Annotated in this window: 17 protein-coding genes and 1 tRNA gene; 3 read left to right on the forward strand and 15 right to left on the reverse strand. The window is 63.2% G+C overall.

The window, feature by feature from the left end:
• Nucleotides 1-106 precede the first annotated feature (106 nt).
• Entirely contained in the window at nt 107-1,042 is a 936-nt protein-coding gene (locus tag KTC28_RS01420) for a P1 family peptidase (protein WP_216710139.1), read from the forward strand.
• Here KTC28_RS01420 and KTC28_RS01425 read toward each other — a convergent pair.
• Nucleotides 1,003-1,572 carry a hypothetical protein gene (locus KTC28_RS01425; protein ID WP_216710140.1) on the reverse strand — a complete coding sequence of 190 codons (570 nt, stop codon included), beginning with the start codon at nt 1,570-1,572 and terminating at the stop codon, nt 1,003-1,005. The genes KTC28_RS01420 and KTC28_RS01425 overlap by 40 nt on opposite strands.
• Nucleotides 1,573-1,659: 87 nt before the next feature.
• Here KTC28_RS01425 and KTC28_RS01430 point away from each other — a divergent pair.
• Nucleotides 1,660-1,736 (forward strand) — tRNA-Arg (locus KTC28_RS01430).
• A 282-nt stretch (nt 1,737-2,018) separates the two neighbouring features.
• On the opposite strand, the gene KTC28_RS01435 is transcribed toward KTC28_RS01430, so the two are convergent.
• From KTC28_RS01435 to KTC28_RS01480, 10 genes are all read right to left on the reverse strand, one after another.
• Nucleotides 2,019-2,777: a glycosyltransferase gene (locus KTC28_RS01435; protein WP_216710141.1), complete on the reverse strand. Its 759-nt coding sequence runs from the start codon at nt 2,775-2,777 to the stop codon at nt 2,019-2,021.
• A 154-nt stretch (nt 2,778-2,931) separates the two neighbouring features.
• Nucleotides 2,932-3,612 carry a sugar transferase gene (locus tag KTC28_RS01440; RefSeq protein ID WP_216710142.1) on the reverse strand — a complete coding sequence of 227 codons (681 nt, stop codon included), beginning with the start codon at nt 3,610-3,612 and terminating at the stop codon, nt 2,932-2,934.
• A 2-nt stretch (nt 3,613-3,614) separates the two neighbouring features.
• A complete protein-coding gene (locus KTC28_RS01445; RefSeq protein WP_216710143.1) occupies nt 3,615-4,805 on the reverse strand; it encodes a UDP-N-acetylglucosamine 4,6-dehydratase in 1,191 nt (396 codons plus the stop codon).
• A gap of 20 nt (nt 4,806-4,825) precedes the next feature.
• Nucleotides 4,826-5,794 (reverse strand): NAD-dependent epimerase/dehydratase family protein, encoded by a 969-nt coding sequence (locus KTC28_RS01450; RefSeq protein ID WP_223132266.1) that lies wholly within the window; start codon nt 5,792-5,794, stop codon nt 4,826-4,828.
• A gap of 306 nt (nt 5,795-6,100) precedes the next feature.
• Nucleotides 6,101-12,682: a hypothetical protein gene (locus KTC28_RS01455; protein WP_216710145.1), complete on the reverse strand. Its 6,582-nt coding sequence runs from the start codon at nt 12,680-12,682 to the stop codon at nt 6,101-6,103.
• 381 nt (nt 12,683-13,063) lie between these two features.
• Nucleotides 13,064-13,825, reverse strand: a complete 762-nt coding sequence (locus tag KTC28_RS01460) for a class I SAM-dependent methyltransferase (protein ID WP_216710146.1) — start codon at nt 13,823-13,825, stop codon at nt 13,064-13,066.
• Nucleotides 13,826-13,946: 121 nt separating this feature from the next.
• Entirely contained in the window at nt 13,947-14,411 is a 465-nt protein-coding gene (locus KTC28_RS01465; RefSeq protein WP_216710147.1) for a nuclear transport factor 2 family protein, read from the reverse strand.
• A complete protein-coding gene (locus KTC28_RS01470; protein WP_216710148.1) occupies nt 14,408-15,055 on the reverse strand; it encodes a pyridoxamine 5'-phosphate oxidase family protein in 648 nt (215 codons plus the stop codon). The genes KTC28_RS01465 and KTC28_RS01470 overlap by 4 nt, the downstream gene beginning before the upstream one ends.
• A 63-nt stretch (nt 15,056-15,118) precedes the next feature.
• The gene (locus KTC28_RS01475) at nt 15,119-16,084 is read right to left on the reverse strand and encodes an alpha/beta fold hydrolase (RefSeq protein ID WP_216710149.1); all 966 of its coding nucleotides are present in this window, start codon (nt 16,082-16,084) and stop codon (nt 15,119-15,121) included.
• A gap of 103 nt (nt 16,085-16,187) precedes the next feature.
• A complete protein-coding gene (locus tag KTC28_RS01480) occupies nt 16,188-16,739 on the reverse strand; it encodes a carboxymuconolactone decarboxylase family protein (RefSeq protein WP_216710150.1) in 552 nt (183 codons plus the stop codon).
• A 121-nt stretch (nt 16,740-16,860) separates the two neighbouring features.
• On the opposite strand from KTC28_RS01480, the gene KTC28_RS01485 reads away from it, so the two are divergent.
• On the forward strand, nt 16,861-17,757 hold the full coding sequence (locus tag KTC28_RS01485; protein ID WP_216710151.1) for a LysR family transcriptional regulator: 897 nt from the start codon (nt 16,861-16,863) through the stop codon (nt 17,755-17,757).
• A gap of 57 nt (nt 17,758-17,814) precedes the next feature.
• Here the strand turns inward: KTC28_RS01485 and KTC28_RS01490 are convergent, their stop codons facing one another.
• The 4 genes from KTC28_RS01490 to KTC28_RS01505 form a co-directional block, all read right to left on the reverse strand.
• On the reverse strand, nt 17,815-18,243 hold the full coding sequence (locus tag KTC28_RS01490) for a Csu type fimbrial protein (RefSeq protein WP_216710152.1): 429 nt from the start codon (nt 18,241-18,243) through the stop codon (nt 17,815-17,817).
• Nucleotides 18,244-18,360: 117 nt separating this feature from the next.
• A complete protein-coding gene (locus KTC28_RS01495; RefSeq protein ID WP_216710153.1) occupies nt 18,361-20,622 on the reverse strand; it encodes a fimbria/pilus outer membrane usher protein in 2,262 nt (753 codons plus the stop codon).
• A gap of 58 nt (nt 20,623-20,680) precedes the next feature.
• The gene (locus tag KTC28_RS01500; RefSeq protein WP_216710154.1) at nt 20,681-21,394 is read right to left on the reverse strand and encodes a fimbrial biogenesis chaperone; all 714 of its coding nucleotides are present in this window, start codon (nt 21,392-21,394) and stop codon (nt 20,681-20,683) included.
• Entirely contained in the window at nt 21,391-21,900 is a 510-nt protein-coding gene (locus KTC28_RS01505) for a Csu type fimbrial protein (protein ID WP_216710155.1), read from the reverse strand. Before KTC28_RS01505 ends, KTC28_RS01500 begins: the two co-directional genes overlap by 4 nt.
• Nucleotides 21,901-23,266: the final 1,366 nt, after the last annotated feature.

The following is a 23,266-nucleotide window of genomic DNA, read 5'->3' on the forward strand; positions in this document are numbered from 1 at the left end:
TCTCCCAGGGCGCACCCGAATCGATGTCGCAGCGATAACCAACCGCGCGCCGGATAGTTACGCTACACGGCTGGCCGTCGATGCCCCGATGCGTCACGGTAGCACAATGGCCGATGAACAACTCGATGGCTTCGCGCCGGCAGACTGCTTCACCGATGTGCCGGAGCTTCGCGTCGGCCATGCCGAAGACCGCGCGGCGCTGACCGGCGTGACCGTCATCCTGCCCGACGCGCCGATGACGATGGCAGTCGACGTCCGTGGCGGCGGCCCGGCGACGCGCGAGACCGACGCGCTCGCACCGCATACGCTCGTCGAACGCGTCCATGCATTGGTGCTGAGCGGAGGATCGATGTTCGGCCTCGCCGCCGCCGATGCCGTCGCGGTCGCGCTGTCGCAGAGCGGCGTCGGTCTCGCGGCGGGGCCGCTGCCGATCCCCGTCGTCCCTGCGGCGTGCCTGTTCGACATGGCGAACGGCGGCGACAAGACATGGGCCGAGCCACCCCATCGCGCGCTCGGCCGGGCTGCGCTCGCAGCGTGCGCCCGTCCCGACTCGAGCGGCGCGGTGGGAGCCGGGTTCGGCGCGATCGCCGGCAGCCGCCCGGGTGGTATCGGCAGCGTCAGCGTGAGGGCACACGGCTTCACCGTCGGCGCGTTGGTCGCGGTCAACAGCTTCGGCGAAGTCTATCCCGGCGCGCCACCTGAGGATGCCGTCGCGCTGCCCAAGCTCGCGCGGTCCGGCGGGCTCGCCGCGCAAAGCACCTGCATCGGCGCGGTCGCCACCGACGCGCCGCTCACCCGCGCGCAGGCGCAGCGCGTCGCGATGATGGCGCACGACGGCCTCGCCCGCGCCATCCGGCCGATCCACACGCCGTTCGACGGTGACACGATCTTCGCCATCTCGACCGGACCAGCGACCGGGGTCGACCCCGTCGCGCTCGCGATCATCGGTACGCTTGCCGCCGACTGCGTCGCCCGCGCGGTCCGCCGCGCGGTCTTTGGCAATCAGGGAGCGGCGGTCGCCGCCATCGACGCCGCAGAATAGCTCGCGTCATATTCAGCCTGAAGCGCATCGACCCGGCCGATCACGGCCCCGGTCGCCTTGAGCGGCGCGGCAACATCGGCGCCGCCGCCCGCCGCCGCCGCAAGCTTCCCCGCGATGCCGTCGAGCTTCCCGCGCAGGTCGCCGAGCTGGTTGCCGAGGCGTTCGAGCCGCGTCAGTTCGAGCTGCGCCTTCGCCCACTCCTCGCTGTCGGCCTTCGTCCCTTTTGCCGACTTCGCCGCCTCCGCCGTTGCCGCCCGCTGCTCGCCGATCCGCGTGCCGAGGTTCTCGGCGTCGCGGTCGATCGTCGCCAGCTGCGCCGGCACGTCGCCAATAGCAGCTCCGGCGCCTGTCGCCGGCGGCGGCACGGCGGCGGGAGCAGTTACGACAGCGGCCGTAGCGACGGGGGTCCCAACGGCAGCAGCCGATGGCCTCGAGCCCTCGATCGGACGCCGCGCGAGGCTGGGCCACGTCCCGTCTTTTCCGGCGCAGCCGGTCGCGACGAAAGCAAGCAAGAGGAGGAATGCGCGCATCGCGATGCTCGTAAGGTGCACGCCCGCGCCCCGCAAGCCGAACGCGCACTTGCATCCGCTCGCCGCACCCCCTATTGCCCCCTCAGCGCGCCCGTAGCTCAGCTGGATAGAGCATCAGACTACGAATCTGAGGGTCGGACGTTCGAATCGTTCCGGGCGCACCATTTTATAAAAACTGAGAGCTATTCCGTCGCCTGCCATGTTGGCGGCGACGGCGAAGTCATATGTACGCTTCGACCCGTGGATAATGGAGCAATCGGAGTGTGATCTAACGGTCGGAAGCTGCAGAGGCAGCATCCTGCCGCCGGAGCGGGCCTAGTCCGCGGAGGGACTCACGCACCATGAGCACGAATCAATCGAGGATCGCTGTTTAATCCGCACGTCGAGGCGCGCTGTCAGCATCGCCACACCAACTAGGTCAACGCCCCGCCTTGCCGAAGCATCACTCAGTCAGTCAAAGCCGATGTTGGCGGCAAGTTAAAGAATGGATGATAAACAAAATAACGGAGATAGCTAACGACTTGCCACTTCAAATGTTTGAAGCTTCTCCGGCTGGCACGTTGCGCATCGTGAATTGCGGCGACGAGCGGGCAGACATAGACAGATCGGCCCGCAGTCCAGATGCGGGCGGAAATGTCGATGTCCTCGCAATATAGAAAGAACCGCGTATCGAACCCGCCAATGGCTCGAAACAATGATGATTCAAACACGATGAACATGCCTGCCACCCAATCGACAGCCATCGACGCCTGTCCGATGGCAAACTTATACCTGCCGTCGTGGCCGCCTCTCATCCTTATCGCGAGCGACCATGGCGTCGGAAACCGGCGAGCGCTGTCTTCGATCGATCCACCTGGTGCAACAATCGCAGGAGCGATGGCCCCGGCATGGGACCGGGCAATCTCCGCTTGCAGGATGGGAAACGGATCGTCTTGGATGCGAATGTCGGGATTGAGGATGCAGAACAGATTACCAGAGGCCTGGGCGAAAGCCTGATTGTGATTAGCCCCGAAGCCTTTAGGCTCGGCATTCCGAATGAAGCGTACCGGGCACGACGTCGGTACATTCGTGAGTTGATAATCGTCCGGGATATTTTCGGTAATGATGAGCTCGATTGGCGACGTCGACGCCACACGTTCGAGGTCGGCCAGCAAATGGTCGAGCATTCCACCCTGCCCGTGGCTGACGACGGAAATGGTGATCATACGCACGGCACCTCGGGTATCGATCGCGCTGCGGCCGAAAGATGAGTTTGGGAATAGTGCCAGATCGGCAATTCAACGACACACCGCAAGGCGACGCGCATCGTTGACAGGCAGGTGGTGTCGCTTGAGTACGGCGCGATGAGGAAGCAACAGCTCAACCGGCGGCGGCCTCGAACAGCACCGACAACTCGGGCGAAGGTTTGGGCAGTGAAGGATACATCCGCCAAACAAGTCGCGACTGCGGCCGCACCACCGCCCACGCTGTCAAAACTATGAGCGCGACATACAGAGACAGCCCTTGACGAGTGACGTACCACTGCTCAAGCGCGCCCTTGTACGGACCGATTACATGAGTGTGTACATATCGTGCATCGGCACTGGCATGAAGCATTTCCTCCTCGTTGCGGAAGATAACCGATCCAATGCCGGATAGCCCCGGCCGTACTTTAGCAATCGCCGACCGGGTTTCGGGAGTATAGGCGCGGAAATTGTCCTCGGTCATCGGGCGCGGGCCGATGATGCTCATGTCGCCACGAAGGATGTTGATGAGCTGGGGGAGCTCGTTGATTTTGGTCTTTCGTAGAAACCCGCCGAACGGCAGGACGCGTGGGTCACCCTTGACCGTGATGTTGCCGGTGCCGATGTTCGGGCTGTTTTTCAGCATCGTCGCAAATTTCAGCAGGCTGAACGGCTCTCCGCCGCGCCCTATGCGACGCTGCGCATAAAAGACCTCGCCCTCGCCGGTCATCCGAAGCGCGATCGCTATCGGAAGAATCAGCGGGGACAAGAGGATCAGCGCCAGTCCGGAAAGCAGGATATCGAGCACGCGCTGCATGGTCACATCCGCCCGTCGAGATATTTGCCGGTTTCCTTGTGGCCGAAGTCCGGCAGCATCGTGTGGAACAGCGCCACGATATCTGCCTTGGTCCACACACCAGACGCGCGTAGCCGGCCAATCTCGACGGCAAAATGGTCGAGCAGCGCGGCTTCGAAGTCGGGCGCGTTCTTGATGACGCCGATACCGTCGAAGCGGGCCATGTCGAGCGTCTCGGCGCTCGTGAAGAACTCCTCGAAATCCTTTTCCCCGGTGGTATCGCTGTCGAAGAAATAGCACGGCCAGCGTCGTTGCGGGATAAGTTCGGCGGCACGGCTGCGCGCCTCGTCTTCGGTCGTGCACTGCACCGGCTCGAAGCCTAACTGCCGTAAATAGGCTTCGGCAATCTCCGCAAATGTGATCAGGTGCAGATGCTCGCTGAGCTTGGGAAAGAAGACATCGCGGTTCTCCCCGAGCAGGCAGGACATCAAGCACAGCTCGCCGGACTCCTGAGGGGTGACGAAATAGCGTCGAACGTCGCGCGGTGCTGAAATCGGCTGTCTCTTGGCGAAGCGCTGATTGAATCCGTGCAGCAGTGATCCATCGGAAAAAGCGACGTTGGCGAAACGCGCGGTGGAGACCGGAAGGTCGAGGCTGGCGCGCATCAGGAACATTTCCATGATGCGTTTGGATGCGCCCATCATGTTAACCGGGTTTGCCGCCTTGTCCGTCGACACACAGAAATATTTCGACGTCCCGCTAGCTCTGGCTGACGCGAGCGTATCGATGGTGTTAAGGATATTGACCTGAATGAGCCGCATCAGGGTAAATGGGTCCTTCTCGCTGCGCACATGCTTTAGCGCCGAGAGGTTGAGCACATAATCATAGCCGCCGGTGCCGCGCATCAGGGCGCTGAATTCGGGTGTGCCGCAATCGATGGCGAAAGTGCTGAAGTCGCCTTCGCCATAACCCAGCGTACTGCGGATATCGCGGACCAGCTCGACCATGTTGTTTTCGCTGATGTCCACGACATGCAGCACGCGCGGATTGCGCTTGAAAATCTCGCGCGCAACCGCCTGGCCAATCGTGCCGGCCCCACCGATCACCAAGAAGCGGCTACCCGATACAATGTCGCGCAACTCGGGATCGTGGACAGCGATATCGATGTCGAAAATGGGCTTCGTCCGGCCGATAAGCGTCAGCACGTCCTGCATTCTACAACCTATCTGCTTTCTTATGCGGGGCTGAAAGCCGCCGCGAGCCCCGCCCTGACCGACAACGGTGGCGTCCAGTCGAGGCGTTGCCGTGTTGGGGCAATATCGACTTGCAGCGACCCGCACAACCGTTCTGCAATTCCAGGCCGTCCAACGCATCGGGCGAGCAGTCGAATTGCCGATGGCGGCACCGCCACGAACCGCGCCTTACGGCCCATGGCCTGTGCCATCAGCCGCATTAGCGCGGAGGTCGATAAATCGTCACCGTCGCCAGCGAGAAAAGTCTGGTTGATTGCTCCGGAATGCATCGTGCAGCGGATCGCCAAATCGACCAGGTTCTCAACCGACACGAGGCTCCTGCGATTGTCGGTAACTCCACCGAGCGGAATCGGTAGCCCTGATTTGATCAGCCGGGCAAGCAGGGCGAGATTGCCCTTCGCGCCAGGCCCATAGACCAGCGGCGGGCGAATGATGGTCACGGAGAGGCCCGTCTCCTCGCTCAGCGTGCGCAACGCAATCTCTGCCTCAAGCTTTGATACGCCATAGGCATCGTGCGGTGCCGGCACATCGTCCCTGTGAAACGGGCGACCCGGCTCCGTCCGCTCGCCGTTGACCTTGATCGAACTGATATAAACGAACCGTTCGACGCCGCGACGAGCGGCGTGGCGAGCAAGCGAGAGGGTTGCGTCGACATTGGCCCGGCGGAAGTCGGTCAATGGGTCGGCGGCATCGTCGCGCATCACATGCACGCGCGCCGCGGCGTGGATGACAGCCGTGACGCCGGCTGGAATAATTGCGCCATAATCGGGACTGTTTAAGTCTCCTGCGACTAGGTGGCGGACAGCGGACGCACGCGGATTTGCCCGATCAACAATTTGACCATTGGCTGATCGCCCCAAGGATATGACGTCATGGCCAGCGTCGAGAAGCTTACCGATGACCACCCTCCCGACGAAGCCTGTCCCGCCCGTGACAGCTATAGTCGACATAATCGCAACCCTTGGCCCCTTCGGACAAACTTATGACAATCGACGACTGACAACATCGCTGTCTGATGCACCGAGCCGCTGGTGAGGTCGGGGTTCACTGCTGCAAGCCATAGCCCGTGATGGAGAGGGTGTCTGGTGCGAAATCGGGTGGCGGATCCTACCACGCTGTAGATCGTAATCTCCCACTCCCTCAGCGATCCGGCCGAGTTGCTCTAGCGCTCAATCAGAGCCGCAGGGCTGCACCCACACCATCGCACACGCTGATCGTGCCACACACGGCTGTGAAGAGAGCGACCTGGAGCCGCGTCAAAACGAATAGCGAGCCCCGATCATCGCGCTGTGACCGGTTTCGCCGCTGGCAAATTCGCCACGATACACGCCGAATAGGGCCAATGGTGCTGTGAGATGCCAGTTGAACCCGGCGCTTGCGCTCGCCACCGTTGCGGCGACCGGTACGCCTAGAACTGTCAGCGAGGTGGTCGACCCGGTCAATACTCCCGTCGCCGTTCGCACCCGCCCGTCAAGTTCATGCCGCACGCCGGCTGCAAACCACGGCACGAAACGAGCCTTCGCAATCGTCGTTAGTCGCAATTCGCCGTCGATGAAGTTCGCGGTATCGGTCACTCCCGCGACCGTCAGGTCGAAGGCCGCGCTGCCAGTTTCGGAGGCGGCACCGCGCACCGTTGCAACGTGCGTGAAGCCGGCCAGCGGGGTCAGGCGCAGCGTACCGAGCGGCAGGGCATAGGCCAGCGTCGCGTCGGCTACAAATCCGTGAAGCGAGTACGACGCGACCGTCTTTGCGCCCGGCACGGTTCGCGTCGTGCGGATGTCGCTGCCGTCGTACGCGAGCGTCGCGGTCGCCCGGAATGCGCCGCTCGTCAGCGTCCCCGCGAGGCCCGCGGTCGCGCCACCGGCAACGTTGTGCGCGCCGAGGGTGGCGATCGACTGGCGGCTGTCGAGATAGCCGCCGAACGCGGTCAGCGACACCGGGCCGCGCGCGATGCCAATCCCGCCGATCGCGCCGCCGCTCGAGACGTCGGCGCGCGAGACGCCCGTCGCGGCGTCGCCGCGCAACTGCCGCCACGCGCCGATCCCCTCGCCGAAGGTAAACCAGCCGTCGCGCGAATACAGCGCGTTGTCCCCGGCGGTTCGCAGCGCGGTGGCGAGCGACAGGCCGTTCTCGGTACCGATCCGGCTCGCCGAGGCGTAGGGCTCGGCGTTCAGCGCGGCGAATGCCGGGGCACTGGTGCCGCCCGCCGCGGTCAGCAGGAGCGGCACAGCGGTGAGCAGCGCGGGGCTTGCCGTCGCGCCGACGAGCAGGCTGTTGACGTATGCCACGGTCCGCGCGGTCTGCGGCGCGAAGCTGCTGTCGATGGCGAACTCGCCGAACAGCTGGATGCGACTGCCCGACTGGCGGACGAAGCCGAGGATCGCCGCCGGCTTGGCGATCGTGGTGAAGGTGCCGGTGATCCCGCCGCCGGCGACGATCAGGTCGAGCGGGGCGCCGGGGGTCAGCGCCCGGTTGCCGGTCAGCGTCAGCGTCGCGCCACTGGCGATCGTCAGCGTGCCGGAGACGAGCAACTGGTCGCTCACCGCCGGCGTCAGCTCGAACAGGCTGTTCGACGTGCTCGCGAGGGAGACGTTGCCGGTGACGGTCATTGTTCCGGGCGACGCGCCCGGCGACAGTGTCCCGGCGACCGCGATATTGCCGACGACCGTACCCGCGCTGCCGAAGGTGGCGCCCGGGGCGACCGTGATCACCGGGGCGGTGATCGTCGAGCCGCTGCGCCCGATCAACCGGCCCGCCGCGACGGTCAGCGTGCCGGTGGCAAAGGTCCCCGACAGCGCCGCGACGCCGCTCGTCACCTGCGTCGACTGGAAATTCGTCACTTGCGACAGGTTGAATTCGTCGGGCGTCGCGTCGGACCCGCCCGCAGCGAGGACGAGCGCATTGCTGCCGCCGCCGCCGTCGATGCTCGCGGTCCGGCTGCCGTGCTGGAGGGTGAGCGTATCGTTACCCGCTCCGAACACGACCGCGCCGCCGATCGTCCCGGCGTTGGTCAGCGCGTTGTTGCCCTTACCGAAGACGACCCCGCCGGCGATCGTGCCGAGGTTGGTGATGGCGACCGCTGCGTCGCCGGTGGTGATCGTCACCGGCCCGGCGGTCTGAAGTGTCGATCCGGCGGCGATCGTCAGCGTGCCGCTGCTGACCATCAGCGTCGGCAGGTTGAGCGGGCCGGTCGTGGTGATCGTCCCGTTGCCGATCACGACCGGGGCCGCGAAACCGATGAAGCGGTTGAGCAAAGTCTGGTCGAGCAGTCCGCCGCCCGTCGTGTCGAGGGTCAGCGTGTTGGTCCCGGTCCCGCCGTCGATCGTCCCCGTCAGGACGCCGCCGAGCGATTCGACGACGCTGTCGTTGCCATCGCCGAGTGTGACGTTGCCTTTGATCGTGCCGTAATTCTCGACATGGTCGTCGCCCGCGCCGAGGTCGATCGAGCCGATGATCGACCCGGTCTTCGTGTTGACCAGCGTGTCGATCGCGCCGACCGTCTGGATTGCTCCGGCGAGCGTCGTGCCGGCATATGGCGGCGTCAGCGGCACGACGATCGTCGTTCCAGCCGGAGCGGTAAAACCGTCCCCGCCGACGATCTGCCCGGCATTGGTGATGGTAACGCGGCTCGCCGACGCGAGCACGGCGACCGACCCGCCGGTCGCGAAGGCGCCGGTCGCCGCCACGTTCCCGCTCGACGTCACCTGCTGCGGGGTGCCGATCGCGCTGATGATGCCGCCCGCGGCGTTGGTGATCGTCACCTGCGACGGGGCATCGCTCGCCGCGCTGACTGTCAGCGCAGTCGCCGCGACGAGTTGTGCGGGCTGGTTGAAGGTGGCGTCGGCCGGGACGAGGACGGCGCCGCCGTCGGCGCGGATGACGCCGCTGTTGGCGACCGTGACCGTGCTCGTCGCGCCGGTGGCATTGGTTCCGAAAGCAGTCGTGCCGTCGGGAGCGGCGGTCGACTGGATGATCAGCGCCGCGCCCCCGGCGTTTGCGCTGCTGAACGTACCGTTGTTGCCGACGGTCGTCGTCGCGCTGGTCAAGGTGTTCTGCGATACGGCGAGTGCGGCAAATCCGGTCGGCGTCGCACCGGGAACCACAATGGTCCCGCTATTGGTCACCGTCACTGCCTTCGCCGCGGTGTCGAGAAATGCGCCACCCGACATCGTGCCGCTGTTGACGAGCGTCGCCGCCGAAGTGTCGGTCCGGGTAGAGCGGAAGGTTGTCGGGTCGTACGTATAGACCGGCGATCCAGTCAATTGGAGTTGGCTGTTCGGCGATGCGCTCAATGACCCCGAGTTGGTGATCGACAGGGTGTCGGCGACCACAGACAACTCGAGGCCGCCTGCGATTGTGCCGCTGTTGGTGAAGGTCAGCGAGTGTGCGGCCGAGCTGTTGCCGCCCGACGCGTAGATAATGCTGCCAATGGCGTAAGCGAAACCATACGGCGATTGCGTCGCTGCCGACGTCGAGCCGCTATTGGTAATGGTGATATCGGTCGCAGCCAGATCGAGCAAAATGCCACCGGAGATCGTCCCCACGTTGGCGAAGGACGCCGTCTTGAGCACGGTCCCGTAAAGCGTCTGCACCAGCACCGCGATCGGCTGGCTGCAGGCGTCGCAGCCGCCTGTCGCACTCGTCAGGATCGACCCGCTGTTGGTAAAGGTGAAGCCGTCGCCGGCGGCAGTCAACGAGACGGCCGGCTGCAATAGCGTCGCCGACCCGATCGTCCCGCGGTTGTCGAAGCTGCGCGCCGATCCCGACACACCGTCGGCGAGGATGCCTGTGGTGGTGAAAGCGAGCGTCGCGCCGATTCCTGTCTGGCCGGTCGTGTCGCCGAGCAGCACGACATGCCGCGCGCTAGTGGTCGGCGCGGCGTTGACGTTCGCCTGGTTAACGATCGCGCCATCGCCGAAGAACAGCAGCCCGGTGTCGAGACCCGCCGCCGGCCCCGTGACGGTGATGACCGTCGTCGCGCCGCTCGCGCCGATCCCGCTTTGCTGAAAGTTCAGCAACGGTGGCGTCGCGGCGGAGACGGTCTGGGTCGTCGCATACGTACGCGCGAAGGTGTTGATGCCGCTGCCGCCGTCGATCGTGCCGGTGACGCCCGTGGTGCCGTCGGACGACACGAAAACGTCGTCACCGGCCCCGAACGTCAAATTGCCCTGCAAGGTGCCGCCGCTGCGCGCGATGTAGCTGCTCGACGTGCCCGAGTAGCAATAGCTGGCGGCGCCCGACCCGCAGCCGAGGACGACGTTGCCGACGATCGTCCCGGCATTGTCGACGACCCCGCCACCGACAAGGACGATCGCCGATCCCTGACCGGCAATCGAGCCGCCCGCGAGGTTCGTGACCGTCGCCGCGCCGTAACTTGCTGCGCTAACGGCGGTGTCGCCGGTGCTGCGGATCGTTCCCGAATTCGTCAGCGCGGCGCCCGCCGACGCGGAGGAGAAGGTGACCGCCACGCCGCCGGTGACGATGCTCCCGCTGTTGACGACCGTCATTGCGCCGACGATGCCCTGGCTGGCGGCGGACCCGGTCTGGCCGATCGTTCCCGAATTGATCACCGTCAGAGCGACGCCGCCGTACGGGCTCAGCGAAATGCCGACGCTGTTGTTGAGCGTGATCGTCCCGCTGTTCGTCACGGTGCCGCCGCCGCTGATCCCGATAAGCGGCGAGTAAGCGCCCGTGGTCAGGTCGGTGACCACGATCGTTCCGGTGTTGGTGAAGCTGTCGCCGTCGCTCAAGACAATCGCGGGACTGGCCGAATAGACGCCGGCGGCGCTCCGCGTCGCGCTCAGCGTGCCGTGGCTGGTGACCGCCAGCGCGTTGGCCGGATAGGGATAAGGCGTCGCTGCGGGAACCGCCGCGAGGTTGAGGATCGTCTTATCGGTCGCGCTGAGGTCGGCGGTCAGGTCGACCGAGCCGGTGCCGGCAAAGTCGATCGACCGGGCCTGCGCCGCTGCGGTCAAGGTCAGCGTCGCGCCGCCGGACAGCTCATAGCCGATCTGGGAGAACATGCCGCCGGCCGCTGGCACCACCGCGGTCGCCGACGTCGGGACGAGATAGCGCAGCCGGTCATTGGTGCCGCCGCCGGTTACAGTACCGGTGATGCCGGCGAACGCGCCGGGTCCGTTGTTCACCAGCGCGACGACGAGCGTGTCGTTGCCGTCCCCAAGGACAAGGTTACCGTTGAGGATGCCGCCGGTCGCCGCGACATAGGTGTTGTTGGTGCCGTAATATGAGTAAGCGCCGGTACTCCCGAAGTTGACGTCGCCGTTGATCGTCCCGGAATTGATTACCTTCGCGTTGAACGTGGAGCCGTAAAGCGGCGCCCGGATCCCGCCGCTGACCGTCCCTCCGGCGCGGTTGTCGAGCGTCGCATACGGCTCGAGCCCGACGCCGATGTTCGGCGACGAGATCGTGCCGGTGTTGACCAACGTCTCGTTCGACAGGTCGGCACCGACGAGCGCGCCGGTGATCGTGCCGCTGTTGGTCAACTGGTCGTTCGAGCCGAAGCCGAAAAAGCCGGTGCCGCCGGTCGAGGTGATCGTCCCGGTGTTGGCGAAGCTCGTCGAAAACTCCTGCACCGCAATGCCGCTCGCAGTGATCGTGCCGCTGTTGGTGGCGGGTCCGCTTACGTTGAGACCGCCGCCTCCGGTCGCGATGATGCTGCCGCTATTGGTGAACGCGACCTGGCCGAGACTGACCGCGAAGCCGTAGGTGTTGCTGGCGAACGTCGCGTTGATTGCCCCGGCGTTGGTCACCGAGCTGATGCCGTAGGTCCCCGCCGTGATCGCCGGACCGGCCGTCGCGAGCGTGCCGTTGTTGACGAACGCGGTCTTCGTCCCGTCGCCGCCGAGCGTCAGCGCCGTGGTACCGGCATAGCCGCTGGCGAGCGTCAGCGTCGCCGCCTTCGCGAGTTGATACGTGACCGCGCTGAAGCCGGCGGGGAGCACGAGCGGCGTCGCCAGTGTCGTGTCGGCGGCGAAATCGAGCTGCAGCGTGTTCGCGGAGCCGGTCGTAACGATCGAGCCGCCGATGCCGCTGATCGGGGCGGCAGCGGTACCGAAGTCGACCGTCAGCTGGCTGCTGCCGGGCAAGGTCAGGCTGCCGGAGATCGTCCCGCCGCCGCTCGTGTCGACCTGGCTGCCCTGGCCGTACTGGCCGATGCCGGTCACGACGACGTCGCCGGTGATCGTTCCGCGATTGGTCAGCGAGCCGATCGCGGCGTTGATCGCGCCGATCGTGCCGCCGGCCTCGTTGGTCACGCTCGAGAAATAGGCGAGCGTCGGCGTCGTGCTGCCGAGCGCAAGCCGCGAGCCGCCGATCGTGCCGCTGTTGTCGACCGACAGCGTCGCCGTGCCGTACGGGTTGCCGGGGTTTGCGCCGACCGTAATGCCCGTTGCGCCAGTGATGCTGCCGCCGCTGGCGACGGTGATCGCGCCGGAGCTGCCGGCGAAGAGATAGCCGCCGGGCTGAAGCGCGCCGCTCGTGAGGCTGATCCCGTTCGCCGTGCCGCCGTCGACCCGGCCGTCAACCTCGATCGTCGCATACAGCCCATATGTTCCTGCTGCGGTACCAGGAACGATTGCGATCGCATCGACGCCCGCGGGCGCGGTGACCAAAGCGCCGGCGGAAACTGTGACCGTCGCGCTGGTGCCAATGACAAGCCCGGCGGACTCGGTCTCGGCGCAGGTCGTCGCGGTCCCGGATTGGGTCGGATTGGGGGAGCATGCGGCGTTCGCCGCCTGCCCCGTCACCAGCAATGCTGCCAGACTGCACGTTTCTAGCAAGCGCACAGCGCGCGCCCGCGACGTCATCATTTCGGTCATTGAAACCCCCAGCCCGGCGGTCAGGTTAATCGCTGCGGAATGTCTGTCAATGGCGCCGGCGCGCGCTGCGCTTACCGAAATCAAGGACTTCCTTAGGATTCGCCGACTTGCCGGCTAAGTGGCTCGCTGGCGGCGGCATCGTGCTTATCAACGACATCGCACGTGGCGCGTACAGATTTTTCAGCATTGTAACACACCGGTGCAATCGACGTGCGTCCCATGATGCTGCTACCTGCAGGTCTTTAACACTACCAAAGCGGCCGTATCCCGGTCGACCGACCGTCGTATGGCATTCAGCCTTGCGACGACGTCAGCGAACACGTGCCTGTGAGACTTGTCGGCAGCGAAACCTGACGGCCATACCACGCTAGCGGCAACCGATCACTTGGGGCGCTGAAAAACGAAGAAGAACTGGTCGGTGTGGCCGCTGACGGTGGGATCGAAGACCCTTGTTGTATGGGGGTCGGCGGGATTGCGCAGGAGGTCGCTCGCGCCCACGAACCGGAAACCCGCCGCTGCCATGTCGGATTTGACGACCTCGGGGTCGATCCGATGGGTGGTATTGGTCGCTTCGATCTTTGTACCAGCGGGCGCGACATGATCGATGACGACAAATCGGCCACCCGGTTTCAACGCTTGGAAAACTGCCTTGTTGAATGCCGCAATGTCGGCGGGCCCCATGAACGGGTCGTAGAGGTCGTGATAGTTATTGCGGATCCAGATCAGATCGGCCTTCGCCGGAAGGCGGAGTGTGTTGACGTGGGAAACCACGGTCACGACGTTCTTATGCCCCTCAAGGACCGTCGACCCAGCCGGCGGCGTCGCGATCTTGTCGTCCGTGTCGCCTTCGACCAGATGGACAGCAAAGACTCGTCCGGACTGACCGACCACGTCCGAGAATAATCGATCCCAGTAGTCGCCGGGCCAAATATCCGCGACGGTATTGCCCGGTTGAATGTGCAGGAAGGCAAGCACCTCGGCGGGATGCCGTAACGCATCTGTCGCACGATCGGCATCGGGCCTGCCAGGATTGGCAACAGCCGCTGAAATACTCGCGCCGGCCACGGGTACGGCAGCGCCGGCGGTTCCGAAGCAGAGAGCGACACCGGCGACCGCGCCAAAGCAACTGATCTTATGTGTCATATTTTCCTCGATTGTTCAGACCACGACACTGCCGTCGTTAGGATTAGCTTCGTCGATGAGTTCGACCGCGCTAGACGCGCGGTTACCGACAGAAACGTCAGCAATTTCGGCCTCGGGCCGGTTAGAAACCCAGATCGCTCAGGCTCCGATGATCGTCGGGCCGCCGACCCAAGGCCCAGAGAAATTTACGATCGGCCTCGGCGATCGGGTGTTCGTTGATGCTGGCGATGCGCCGTTCCATCAGCCCGTCGGCGTCGAATTGCCAGTTCTCGTTGCCGTAGGCGCGGAACCAGTGGCCGCTGTCGTCGCGATATTCATAAGCGAAGCGGACGGCGATGCGGTTTGCCGTATGCGACCAGACCTCCTTGATCAGGCGATAGTCGAGTTCGCGTTGCCATTTGCGTGATAGGAACGCCTCGATGTCATCTCGGCCGGTGACGAATTCGGCGCGGTTCCGCCATTGGCTCCCTGGCGTATAGGCCAAGGCGACGCGCGCGGGGTCGCGGCTGTTCCAGGCGTCCTCGGCGAGCCGCGCTTTTTCCGCAGCGGTGGCGTCGGAGAACGGCGGTAGTGGGGGGCGGCTCATGGCGTGGTCCTTCCAAGCTCGTGCCGGAGACCGGCGTTCTCGATTTCGAGGGCTGCGACACGGTCCTCAAGGCGTTTTAGCGCGATCGTCACATCGGCAGCGTCGATCTTTTGTGGGATGTGCTGCGGGCAGTTGGCGTCCCAGGCTTCGATCTCGAAGAGGATCACCTGCTCGGGCCGCGCTCGATAATCCTGAGGCATCAGCAGAGCAGTCAGCTCGACATCTCCCGTGACAACCCGCGCCCGGCCCCACAGCTTGATCCGGCGGCGATGGGCGTAATCCATCAGAAACAGGAACGCCCGGTCATTCTCGGCTAGATTCCCGACCGAGATATACTGTTTGTTGCCGCTGAAGTCGGCAAAGCCGATCGTCCGCTCGTCGAGTACATGGATGAAGCCCTTGGGACCGCCGCGATGCTGGGCATAGGGCTGCCCGGCGGCGTTGGAAGTCGCGAGGTAGGCCGTGTCGACCTGCGCCAGAAACTGCGTCAGATTCTCGTCGATCGTCGTGTGAAAACCGCCGAGCGCCTCCTGCCGGGCGTAAGCGGCTCGCGACCCGCGCGCCGTCTGCATCGCCTTCACTGTCGCGGTGAAGGCGATATCGCTCGCCGGAACATTCACTGTGGAGCCTCGACCATCAAGCATTTCAACGTTCCTTCGGTGACCGGCGGCCGGGATCACGCATCCGAGATCCCGGCGCCGGGTCGGCTACTTCTTCGGCTTCACGTGCGCATCGTAGAAGCTCAGGATATGGCTCGCGATGAAGGGCAGATTATCCTCGGTGGCGAAGTGCCCGGCATTGAGCCGGTAAAACTCTGCCTTGGGTAGATCCTTCAGGTACGATTCACCGCCTTCGGGAGTGAAGAACGGGTCATGCTGACCCCAGAAGATCAGCGTCTTCGGCTGCTTGTCTCTCAGGAACTTCTGCCACGTCGGGTAAAGCGCGACATTGTTCCGATAGTCGTAGAACAGGTCGAGCTGGATCCGCAGGTTCTTGGGCCCGGCGACCGAGGCCGCGTCGGTCTCGTAGCTCTCCGGGGCGATCAGCTCGGGATGACTCGAGCCGCCGAGATAGACCGTGTTCTTGATCGCATCGAGCGTGTTGAACCCGGCAAGCGGTGCCTCGGTGGCCGCAGTGCGGTTGACCCAAAGGGCCTTGCGGAAGCCGTCCCACGCCGGCGAGAGGCCGTTTTCATACGCGTTGGTGTTCTGGATGATCAGCCAGTCGAGCGCCTTGGGATTGCGGCCGACAATGCGGAAGCCGACCGGGCCGCCATAGTCCTGCACAAACAGGCCGTAATGGTCGAAACCTTTGGCCGCGAGGAACTTCTCGACCGTCACCGAAATCGCGTCGAACGAATAATGGTACGTCGCCGGATCGGGATGCGCGCTGTTGCCGAAGCCCTGATAGTCCGGGGCAATGACGTGGAACCGGCCCGCCAATGCCGGGATCAGATCGCGATACTGATGCGATGAGGAGGGCCAGCCATGGAGCAGCACGAGCTTTGGGCTGCGCGGGTCACCCGCCTCGCGATAGGCGATGGTCAGGCCATCGACCTTGATCGTGCCGTAGCGAACCTGGGTCGCGGCAACGGGGGTCGTGATGATCGTTGTGGGCGCAGCATACGCGGCAACCGACATGACGAGCGTCGAAACGGTAACGACAGCGCTCAAGGCGGCCGCCAGGAGGCGGGATTTACGGGTCATTGTCAGGTCCTTTGAAATTGGAGGGCTGCAAGCGGAGGCAGCAGATTGGTCGGGGCATCTGGCCAGTGGCTCAGGCGGCCTTGCGGACTTCGACAACGGGGAAGTCGATTTCGGTGCCGAAAATCTCGTTGACGTAGAAAGTCCAGGTGTTCAGCACGACGTGCTGGACGATCTCGAGCAATTGGGCGTCGGTGTAGCCGGCGCGGCGCACCGCTGCGATGTCGGGCTCGCCAATGCGGCCACGCTGACGTGCCACCTTGGCGGCGAAGCGGACTGCGGCGTCGGCTTTGGGGTCGTTCGACGCGCCGCTGCGATTGGCGGTCATTTCCGCGTCGTCAAGGTTGGCGATGTGCTTGCCGATATACGTGTGCGCCGACAGGCAATAGCCACAGCCGTTCACTTCGGCGACTGCAAGCGCGATCCGCTCACGCGTCGGGGCGGCCAAGTCGCCTTTGCCGAGCGCACCGAGCATGCCGAGGTGGGCCTCGAGCGCATGCGGGCTCGTTGAAATCAGCCGGAACATATTCGGCACAATGCCGAATTGAGCTTTGACGGCCTCGAGCAGCGGCTGCGACGTGACGGGTGCATCGGCGATCGTGGCGGGCGTCGGGATACGGGACATCGGAGCATTCCTCTTGGTCGCTGGCGGGCTGCAGCGCCCGGTGACAGTCGATTAGGCGCTTCCGATTTTGCGCAGTATCCGGTAATATCGACAGCCTTCCTTCCATTGATCGGGAGCATTGATGGACCGCCTCGATGCAATGGCCACGTTGATCGCCGCAATCGACGGCGGGAGCCTGTCGGCCGCGTCCCGGAAGCTCGGCATGCCGCTCGCCACGGTCAGCCGGAAGGTGTCAGAGTTGGAGGCGCATCTGCGCACTCAGTTGGTGGTGCGAACCAGCCGCAAGCTGTTGCTGACCGAGGCCGGCCAGATCTATGTCGTCGCCAGCCGACGCATTCTCGATGAAGTCGAGGAAGCCGAACGCGCGGCGTCGGGTGAATATCGTGCGCCGCAAGGCCATCTGACGATCACCGCGCCGATCATGTTCGGGCGGATGCACGTCGCGCCTGTCGTTCTTGCCTTCCTGCAGGCTTATCCCGAGATCGACGCGCGGCTGGTGCTCGCCGATCATGTCGTCAGTCTAATCGACGACCATGTCGATGTTGCGGTCCGGGTGGGCCCGTTGCCGGACAGCGCGATGGTGGCGACACGGCTCGGGGAAATCCGCCGGGTAACGTGTGCGAGCCCGGATTATCTCGCCGCTCGCGGGACACCCGAAACGCTGGCCGCGCTAGCCAGCCACGACTGCGTCATGTTCGAAGGCCTGTATGCGAATACCGTATGGAGCTTTGGACGCGGCAAGCAGGTCGTCACCGTGCCGGTACGCTCGCGCTTTGCGGTCAATACGGCCGATGCTGCCATTGCCGCCGCGGTCGCCGGTACCGGTATCACGCGCGTTCTGTCCTATCAGGTCGCCGAGGCGGTAGCCGACGGCAAGCTCCTGCTGTTGTTGCAATCGTTCGAACCGGAGCCACTGCCGGTCCATCTTGTTTATCCGGCCCCGTCGCTGTTGACCTTGAAGCTACGGGCATTCCTCGACTTTGCGGGACCGCGTCTCAAGGCATCGATTATCGGCTAAGGGTATCGCCTGATTGCAACCGCACGGACCCGAGCGCTGCAAATGCGTCGACGCTCCTCAAAAAGTTATCGTGACCGTTATCACGTCGAGATAGGCGTCGACAGGAACTGGCACGGTCCCGGCAGGGACGCGGCCATACACCGACAGGATAGTCGGTAATACGCCGGCGGTACCCGCGACCGTGTTCGATCCTATGGTGTTGCCCCACGGCGTCGCGCGGAGCGAGTCCGAGTATAGACTATAGGGTACGTAGGCAGCCGCCGTTGCCGACTTCATGCGCCGAGTCGCCGAGAAATTAGCCCCGTTGTCCAGTCCGACATTATAGCTGGTCCCGACCCCGCACGTCACGGTGATGGTCGCTGCGGCGTCGTTCGCGGCGTTGCCAATAAGGTTTAGCGTCCCGAAGATCATGGGCGTAGCTACAACCAGACATGCAGCCATAGCGGTGCCCGGCACGCCGCATATCCCGACGAGCGCGGCAATCATTATCGCCTTGCGAGGCTGCACCCATCTCTCCTGCGGATCACAGCGTAATATGCTAAAATAGCCCCCAACAATCTTGAACCATATTCAGCCGGGATATGCGGCGGACATAGATTGGAGTTACCGACATACCAATGGTCCAACGATGGTCGGAGGCGACTGCCCCGAGGTGAAAACCGCTGTGCACGATTTTCCGTCGAAAAATGCGACAGTAACGCGGTTGTCATCGGCGAGACCGGTGAGATACGCCTCTCCATCGTAGCCGATTGGTACCGATAGGCCGCTTGCATTCAGCGTGGCGCGGCTTCCCGGCGCCACCGGCACGCCAAGCGCGTCCACCAGGCGGACGCGCGCCGCGCGAACGTGATGCGCGTCGAACCGAGCGATCACACCGATTCGGTCGGCCGGCCTGACGCTGATGGCATAGGCTGCGGGCAGCGCGTCATCGGCGAGGCTGAGCGGGTCGATCGCGATTTGATTGCTTTCGTATGCGCGAAGGTCCGGCACGAGCAGGCGGCCTTGGGCATTGGTCCGGCCGGCCGGACGTCTGTCGCGGGTTACCGCAACGTCGGGCAGACCGCTGTCGACGATGGCAAAACTATTGTCGAGGGTGTTCCCGACGAGCACCCCGCCGTCGGCAAACACGATCGAGCCACGGATTCCGGCCCGGCCGGCGACCTGATCCCGAACACTTTCGAGGCCCGCGTTAACTTCGCCCCAGCTCCCTTGGTACTGTGCCTGGGCGGAGATACTGGCTGCAGCGCCCGTATCTGCCTGCAGTCTGTAGCCAAAATCGCCGGGCTCGGTCACTGGATCGTAAAGTTGCACGCTGGCGTCCGTGCTATTGGCCTGGCTCGTTATCGACCCCGAAGCGCTCGTCCGCTTACCAAGGACCATGCTGACACCAAGGACAGCGAGCGTCGAACCGCGGCGGTCTAGATCACGCAGGCCATTGGCGAATACGTTGATGCCGTGGCCGACATTGGCGATGTAAGTCGCGGTAAGGAGCGTCGCGCGATCGAAGCGCGTTGATATCGCTTGCGATCGTTGCTCGAACGCCAGCGCCTTGGGACCGAAGGGGGCCGACGTATCGCCCCGATTGACGCCAAAGCTCAGGCTCCCGAAACGCCCCAACTCGATGCCGATGAGTGCGTTGATGGTCGACCGGACTGGCGGATCACCGGCGCGTGCCGCGATGTCGCGGTAGCCGGCGGTCGCCTGGATTGCCGAAAGGTTGAAGCTGATCGGTCGGGCAATCAGTTCGTAGCCAATAGCAAGCTGCCCGCCCGACATGGCACCAGATCCGGTCGCTGCGCTGCTTACCGAAGCGTTGAGTGAGACCACTCCGAATCGGCCCAAGCCGAACAGCGCACCCCCCCCTCCCAGAGCAAGGTCGCTGGCGGCCTCCGCGTGTCCTTCGACGGTCAGCCGGTCGCTTACTCCGGCCCGGCAGGTCGCGGTGCCCGCCAGAAAGCGATAGTCGTTGCTTTCGACTGCGTAGTTCCGGCGTACGGCACCCGCATCGAGCGTGCAGCTCTTGAGGCCCGGAGCGAGCAAGGTCCTGACGCCGTAGACGTTGAAGGTCGTCCGCGATTCTCGGCCTAAGGCGTCGCGAAGGACAACATCGACGGTTCCGTTGCCGTTGATGACCGGCGCGCCCGATATGGCAAAGTCGCCTGCCGCAACCCGCCCTTCACCGACTTTGCTGCTGTTGATCAGGATGTCGACCGTCGAGGGCACCGCGGCGCTGCCGCTCAACTGAGGCACGGGATAGGTAACGAGGTCCGGCCGAACCGAGAAGTCGGTGGTTACCTGGAAGCCCGCGAGGCGTACCGAACGACTGCTCTGCAGTCCGCCAGAGATCAGGTCGCCTACGTTGTAGCGCCGGAGCCGGGCGATGTCGGTCACGGTGTAGGTCGTGTCGAGCCTGATAACCGGCCCCTGCCCGAGAATCGGGCGGCTGTTGACCAGCGCACTCGTCGAAAGCGTGCCGAACTGCGAGAAGACGCGTCCCTCGAACAAGCCTTGAGCAGCAAGTCCGCCACGGTCTTGATCGAGTTCCAGATCGTAGTTGAGCAGCACGCCCGCGCTGCTCGGCGTCATCGGCAGGTTCGTCGCAGCCGGAGCCAATGCAATACGGTTGCGTGTCTTGTCGTGATTCGCGAAATCAAGCCGCAGGGTCTGATGCGGTACATCGACCGCCACCGACAGACCGGGCAACGAATCGAGCGGCACATCGTCGTCCGGTCCATCGGGAACCGGAACACCGAGGCCGGCCAGTTCATGGCGTTTCATGGCAATGCGGTTGTCAGCAAGCCGGATGACGGTGGCATCCTCACGCTGCTCGACGCCGTTAATGACAAGAAGAAACACTTGCGGCATCGAGACGGCCCCAGCCCCGCCGGCCACGCCGAGGTGCAGCAAGCCAAATGCAGCAAGCCTAGCGCACCGATTCAAGCGCAATCTGCGCAGAGAAAGCGGCAACGCCGTCACGACCAACGACAGTCAGTCCCGGCACCGGAGCAATCGCAAGATCCCACCGCCGAGACGTTCCGGGCAATAGGTACGGCCTTCCGTCGAGCGAAAGCGGTACAGCCGCGCCATTAGGCTCTTTCACAGAAAGCTCATCGAGCCGCGCATGACGACGGCCATAATTCGTTCCCTCGAGCTTACCGCCGATTATTCGCCAGCGAATGTCGCCGGCGGCAACTTTTGTTGAATATGCAAACACCGGCACGGACATTCGCAACCTGATCTGAAGGCCGCTGCCCGCCGAAGGCTGCGGCAGCTGATCGACGATAAGACGCCAGCAACTCTCGCTCGTCCGCAGACCGGTCGGAGCCAGGACTCGGATCGTTTGGGTCGTGTTGGCAGCAATCTCGACGATCGATGGGCTGACCCGTAATGTCGCGCTATCGATCAACTCGTCTCGGCCATCGACCTGCTGCCAATCGTAGGGCCGAACCTGAATATCCACCGGCAATGCCGATGTATTCGTGATCTCAAGTGCCGCGCTACGTTTGTCCGGCAACATCGCCACTGTCACAGGGGATACCTGCAGCGATTGCGCATTTGCCTCTCCAGTGAATTTCGACACCGAGAGGGTGACTATCGCTAACAGATAAACTCGACGATACACTTTTACTTCAATCAATAGGTTATAGTAACCGTTACCAAGTCGAGATATGTGTCGGTGGGTACCGGCGTCGTCCCGCCGGGCACCCGCCCATAGACCGTCAACACGGTCGGAGTTACCGCTGCTGTCCCGCTTACCGTGTTGGTTCCGACGGTATTGCCCCACGGCGTTGCCCGCAGCGTATCAGAATACAAGTTATACGGGACATACACAGCAGCCGTTGCCGACTTCATCCGCCTCGTTGTTCCAAAATTGGCACCGTTATCCAAGCCAACATTGTAAGCGGTGCCAGGTGTACAAGTCACCGTTACTAATGAGGTATTATCGTTCGGTGAAGCTCCAATCAAATTGATTGTACCGAACACCAGCGGCGTTGCGGCGACGATGCATGCGGCGACCGTAACGGATGATACAGCCATGGTCGTAGTGGCCGTTGCGGCCATGCTTGCGGTCGGCAAATTCGCCATGCCGATCATGGCGGCGATAAAGGCAATCTGAACGCTCACTAACTTACGCAAAGCCATTACACCTCTCCATACGACTACTGCGGTGCCTCTATCGAATATCTGATAATAGACTCTTAAAAGTTACACAAATCGTGGTAACTGTTGTTTATGGTCCAATCTAGTTTTTCTCGACCAGAAAATCGCCGACACATATTGGGGATATGTAGCAGTTTCAACTCATTATCCGCTTAATCGCGTCTGCTGCACGCCATCTCCAATAACACCCTGACAGGCACGTCCTCTACTTATGGTCAGGTCAAATTGCGCATCCGGCAACTCTGCAACGACCTGACACGACTCGACTCGTGATCAGTGTACTTTGTTATGCTAGATGACCTGTGCGCAAACGATTGCGTGGACTTTCACTCTAAACAATAGTCTCGGCTACCTTTTGTGGTTTGGCTAGTTCCTCCAATCTCGAAGTATTAATGGACATGCCACGACTCTGGTTTTCTGCGATCTGACTTAAGGATAGTATCGGCAATTTTGCGTCCTTCCTAAGTTATAAGAATCAAATGGCTTTTTTGCTTTAGCTAGCTGGCGTCCGTCGTTCAAATTCATCGCACGACGAGTCAATCGTTCTTAATTGCAAAATTGTTCGTAGTCGGTTGACGATTCCTGTTTTAGGCTACTCGAGCTTGGAAAGCGTCCGGCGACAAAAATGTAGATGTTGCGTTGCGTAAGATTAACCCTAAGGACTTGCAATGATCATATCGCGTTTATCAGTTGTCAAGTTGACTCGCTCGCGGAAAAAAAACGCAAGATTTCTATTTAGTCTGTCTTGTGTAGCAACATCTATATTGGTAGCGCAGCCGACAAGGGCAGCATTGCCGCTCGTGAATGCCTGCCTTGGCGCTAGCCTGCAGCCGTCACAACTGGATCAGATACTGACTCCTCTTGTCACCGGCATCTATGCCCCGCTCACCGGCATTGCCCTCATCGGGCCGACCTTGAATGGCTTGATCCCCAATATCATCAGCACCGCAACGACTGGCGTGACGGCGGGCGCTGCAATCACTTTGGGTGTTCCGCTCGTTGGCGGCGGCACGCTTGCAGGGACGCAGTGCAGCCAGCAGGCTGGCGGCTTCTCGATTGCGACGCCGAAGGGGATTACCATCGGCGGCAACAGCATCGACGGCCTTGGCGCCGACGGACTGTCGGCCAATGCCGGCGAGATCGGCTCGATAGCACTTGGCAATACCGCGTCGACGGCCGCTCTCGCGACCAACTCGATTGCTCTCGGTACAGGTGCCAACATCGTCGGAGCGTCGCCGAATGCGATCGCGCTCGGCACAGGGGCGTCGGCACAGGCCGCGCTGGCCACGGCGATCGGCTCGGGCTCACAGGCCGCGGGCGTCGGTACGATCGCTCTGGGCTCGGCCGC

Source organism: Polymorphobacter megasporae (genome assembly GCF_018982885.2).
In the GTDB taxonomy this organism is placed as follows: Bacteria; Pseudomonadota; Alphaproteobacteria; order Sphingomonadales; family Sphingomonadaceae; genus Polymorphobacter_B; species Polymorphobacter_B megasporae.

Bases quoted from the DNA above. Each gene is read 5' to 3' on its own strand.
- KTC28_RS01420 (WP_216710139.1), top strand. From the start codon at position 107: ATGGCCGATGAACAACTCGATGGCTTCGCGCCGGCAGACTGCTTCACC.
- KTC28_RS01425 (WP_216710140.1), bottom strand. From the start codon at position 1,572: ATGCGCGCATTCCTCCTCTTGCTTGCTTTCGTCGCGACCGGCTGCGCC.
- KTC28_RS01435 (WP_216710141.1), bottom strand. From the start codon at position 2,777: ATGATCACCATTTCCGTCGTCAGCCACGGGCAGGGTGGAATGCTCGAC.
- KTC28_RS01440 (WP_216710142.1), bottom strand. From the start codon at position 3,612: ATGCAGCGCGTGCTCGATATCCTGCTTTCCGGACTGGCGCTGATCCTC.
- KTC28_RS01445 (WP_216710143.1), bottom strand. From the start codon at position 4,805: ATGCAGGACGTGCTGACGCTTATCGGCCGGACGAAGCCCATTTTCGAC.
- KTC28_RS01450 (WP_223132266.1), bottom strand. From the start codon at position 5,794: ATGTCGACTATAGCTGTCACGGGCGGGACAGGCTTCGTCGGGAGGGTG.
- KTC28_RS01455 (WP_216710145.1), bottom strand. From the start codon at position 12,682: ATGACCGAAATGATGACGTCGCGGGCGCGCGCTGTGCGCTTGCTAGAA.
- KTC28_RS01460 (WP_216710146.1), bottom strand. From the start codon at position 13,825: ATGACACATAAGATCAGTTGCTTTGGCGCGGTCGCCGGTGTCGCTCTC.
- KTC28_RS01465 (WP_216710147.1), bottom strand. From the start codon at position 14,411: ATGAGCCGCCCCCCACTACCGCCGTTCTCCGACGCCACCGCTGCGGAA.
- KTC28_RS01470 (WP_216710148.1), bottom strand. From the start codon at position 15,055: ATGCTTGATGGTCGAGGCTCCACAGTGAATGTTCCGGCGAGCGATATC.
- KTC28_RS01480 (WP_216710150.1), bottom strand. From the start codon at position 16,739: ATGTCCCGTATCCCGACGCCCGCCACGATCGCCGATGCACCCGTCACG.
- KTC28_RS01485 (WP_216710151.1), top strand. From the start codon at position 16,861: ATGGACCGCCTCGATGCAATGGCCACGTTGATCGCCGCAATCGACGGC.
- KTC28_RS01490 (WP_216710152.1), bottom strand. From the start codon at position 18,243: ATGATTGCCGCGCTCGTCGGGATATGCGGCGTGCCGGGCACCGCTATG.
- KTC28_RS01495 (WP_216710153.1), bottom strand. From the start codon at position 20,622: ATGCCGCAAGTGTTTCTTCTTGTCATTAACGGCGTCGAGCAGCGTGAG.
- KTC28_RS01505 (WP_216710155.1), bottom strand. From the start codon at position 21,900: ATGGCTTTGCGTAAGTTAGTGAGCGTTCAGATTGCCTTTATCGCCGCC.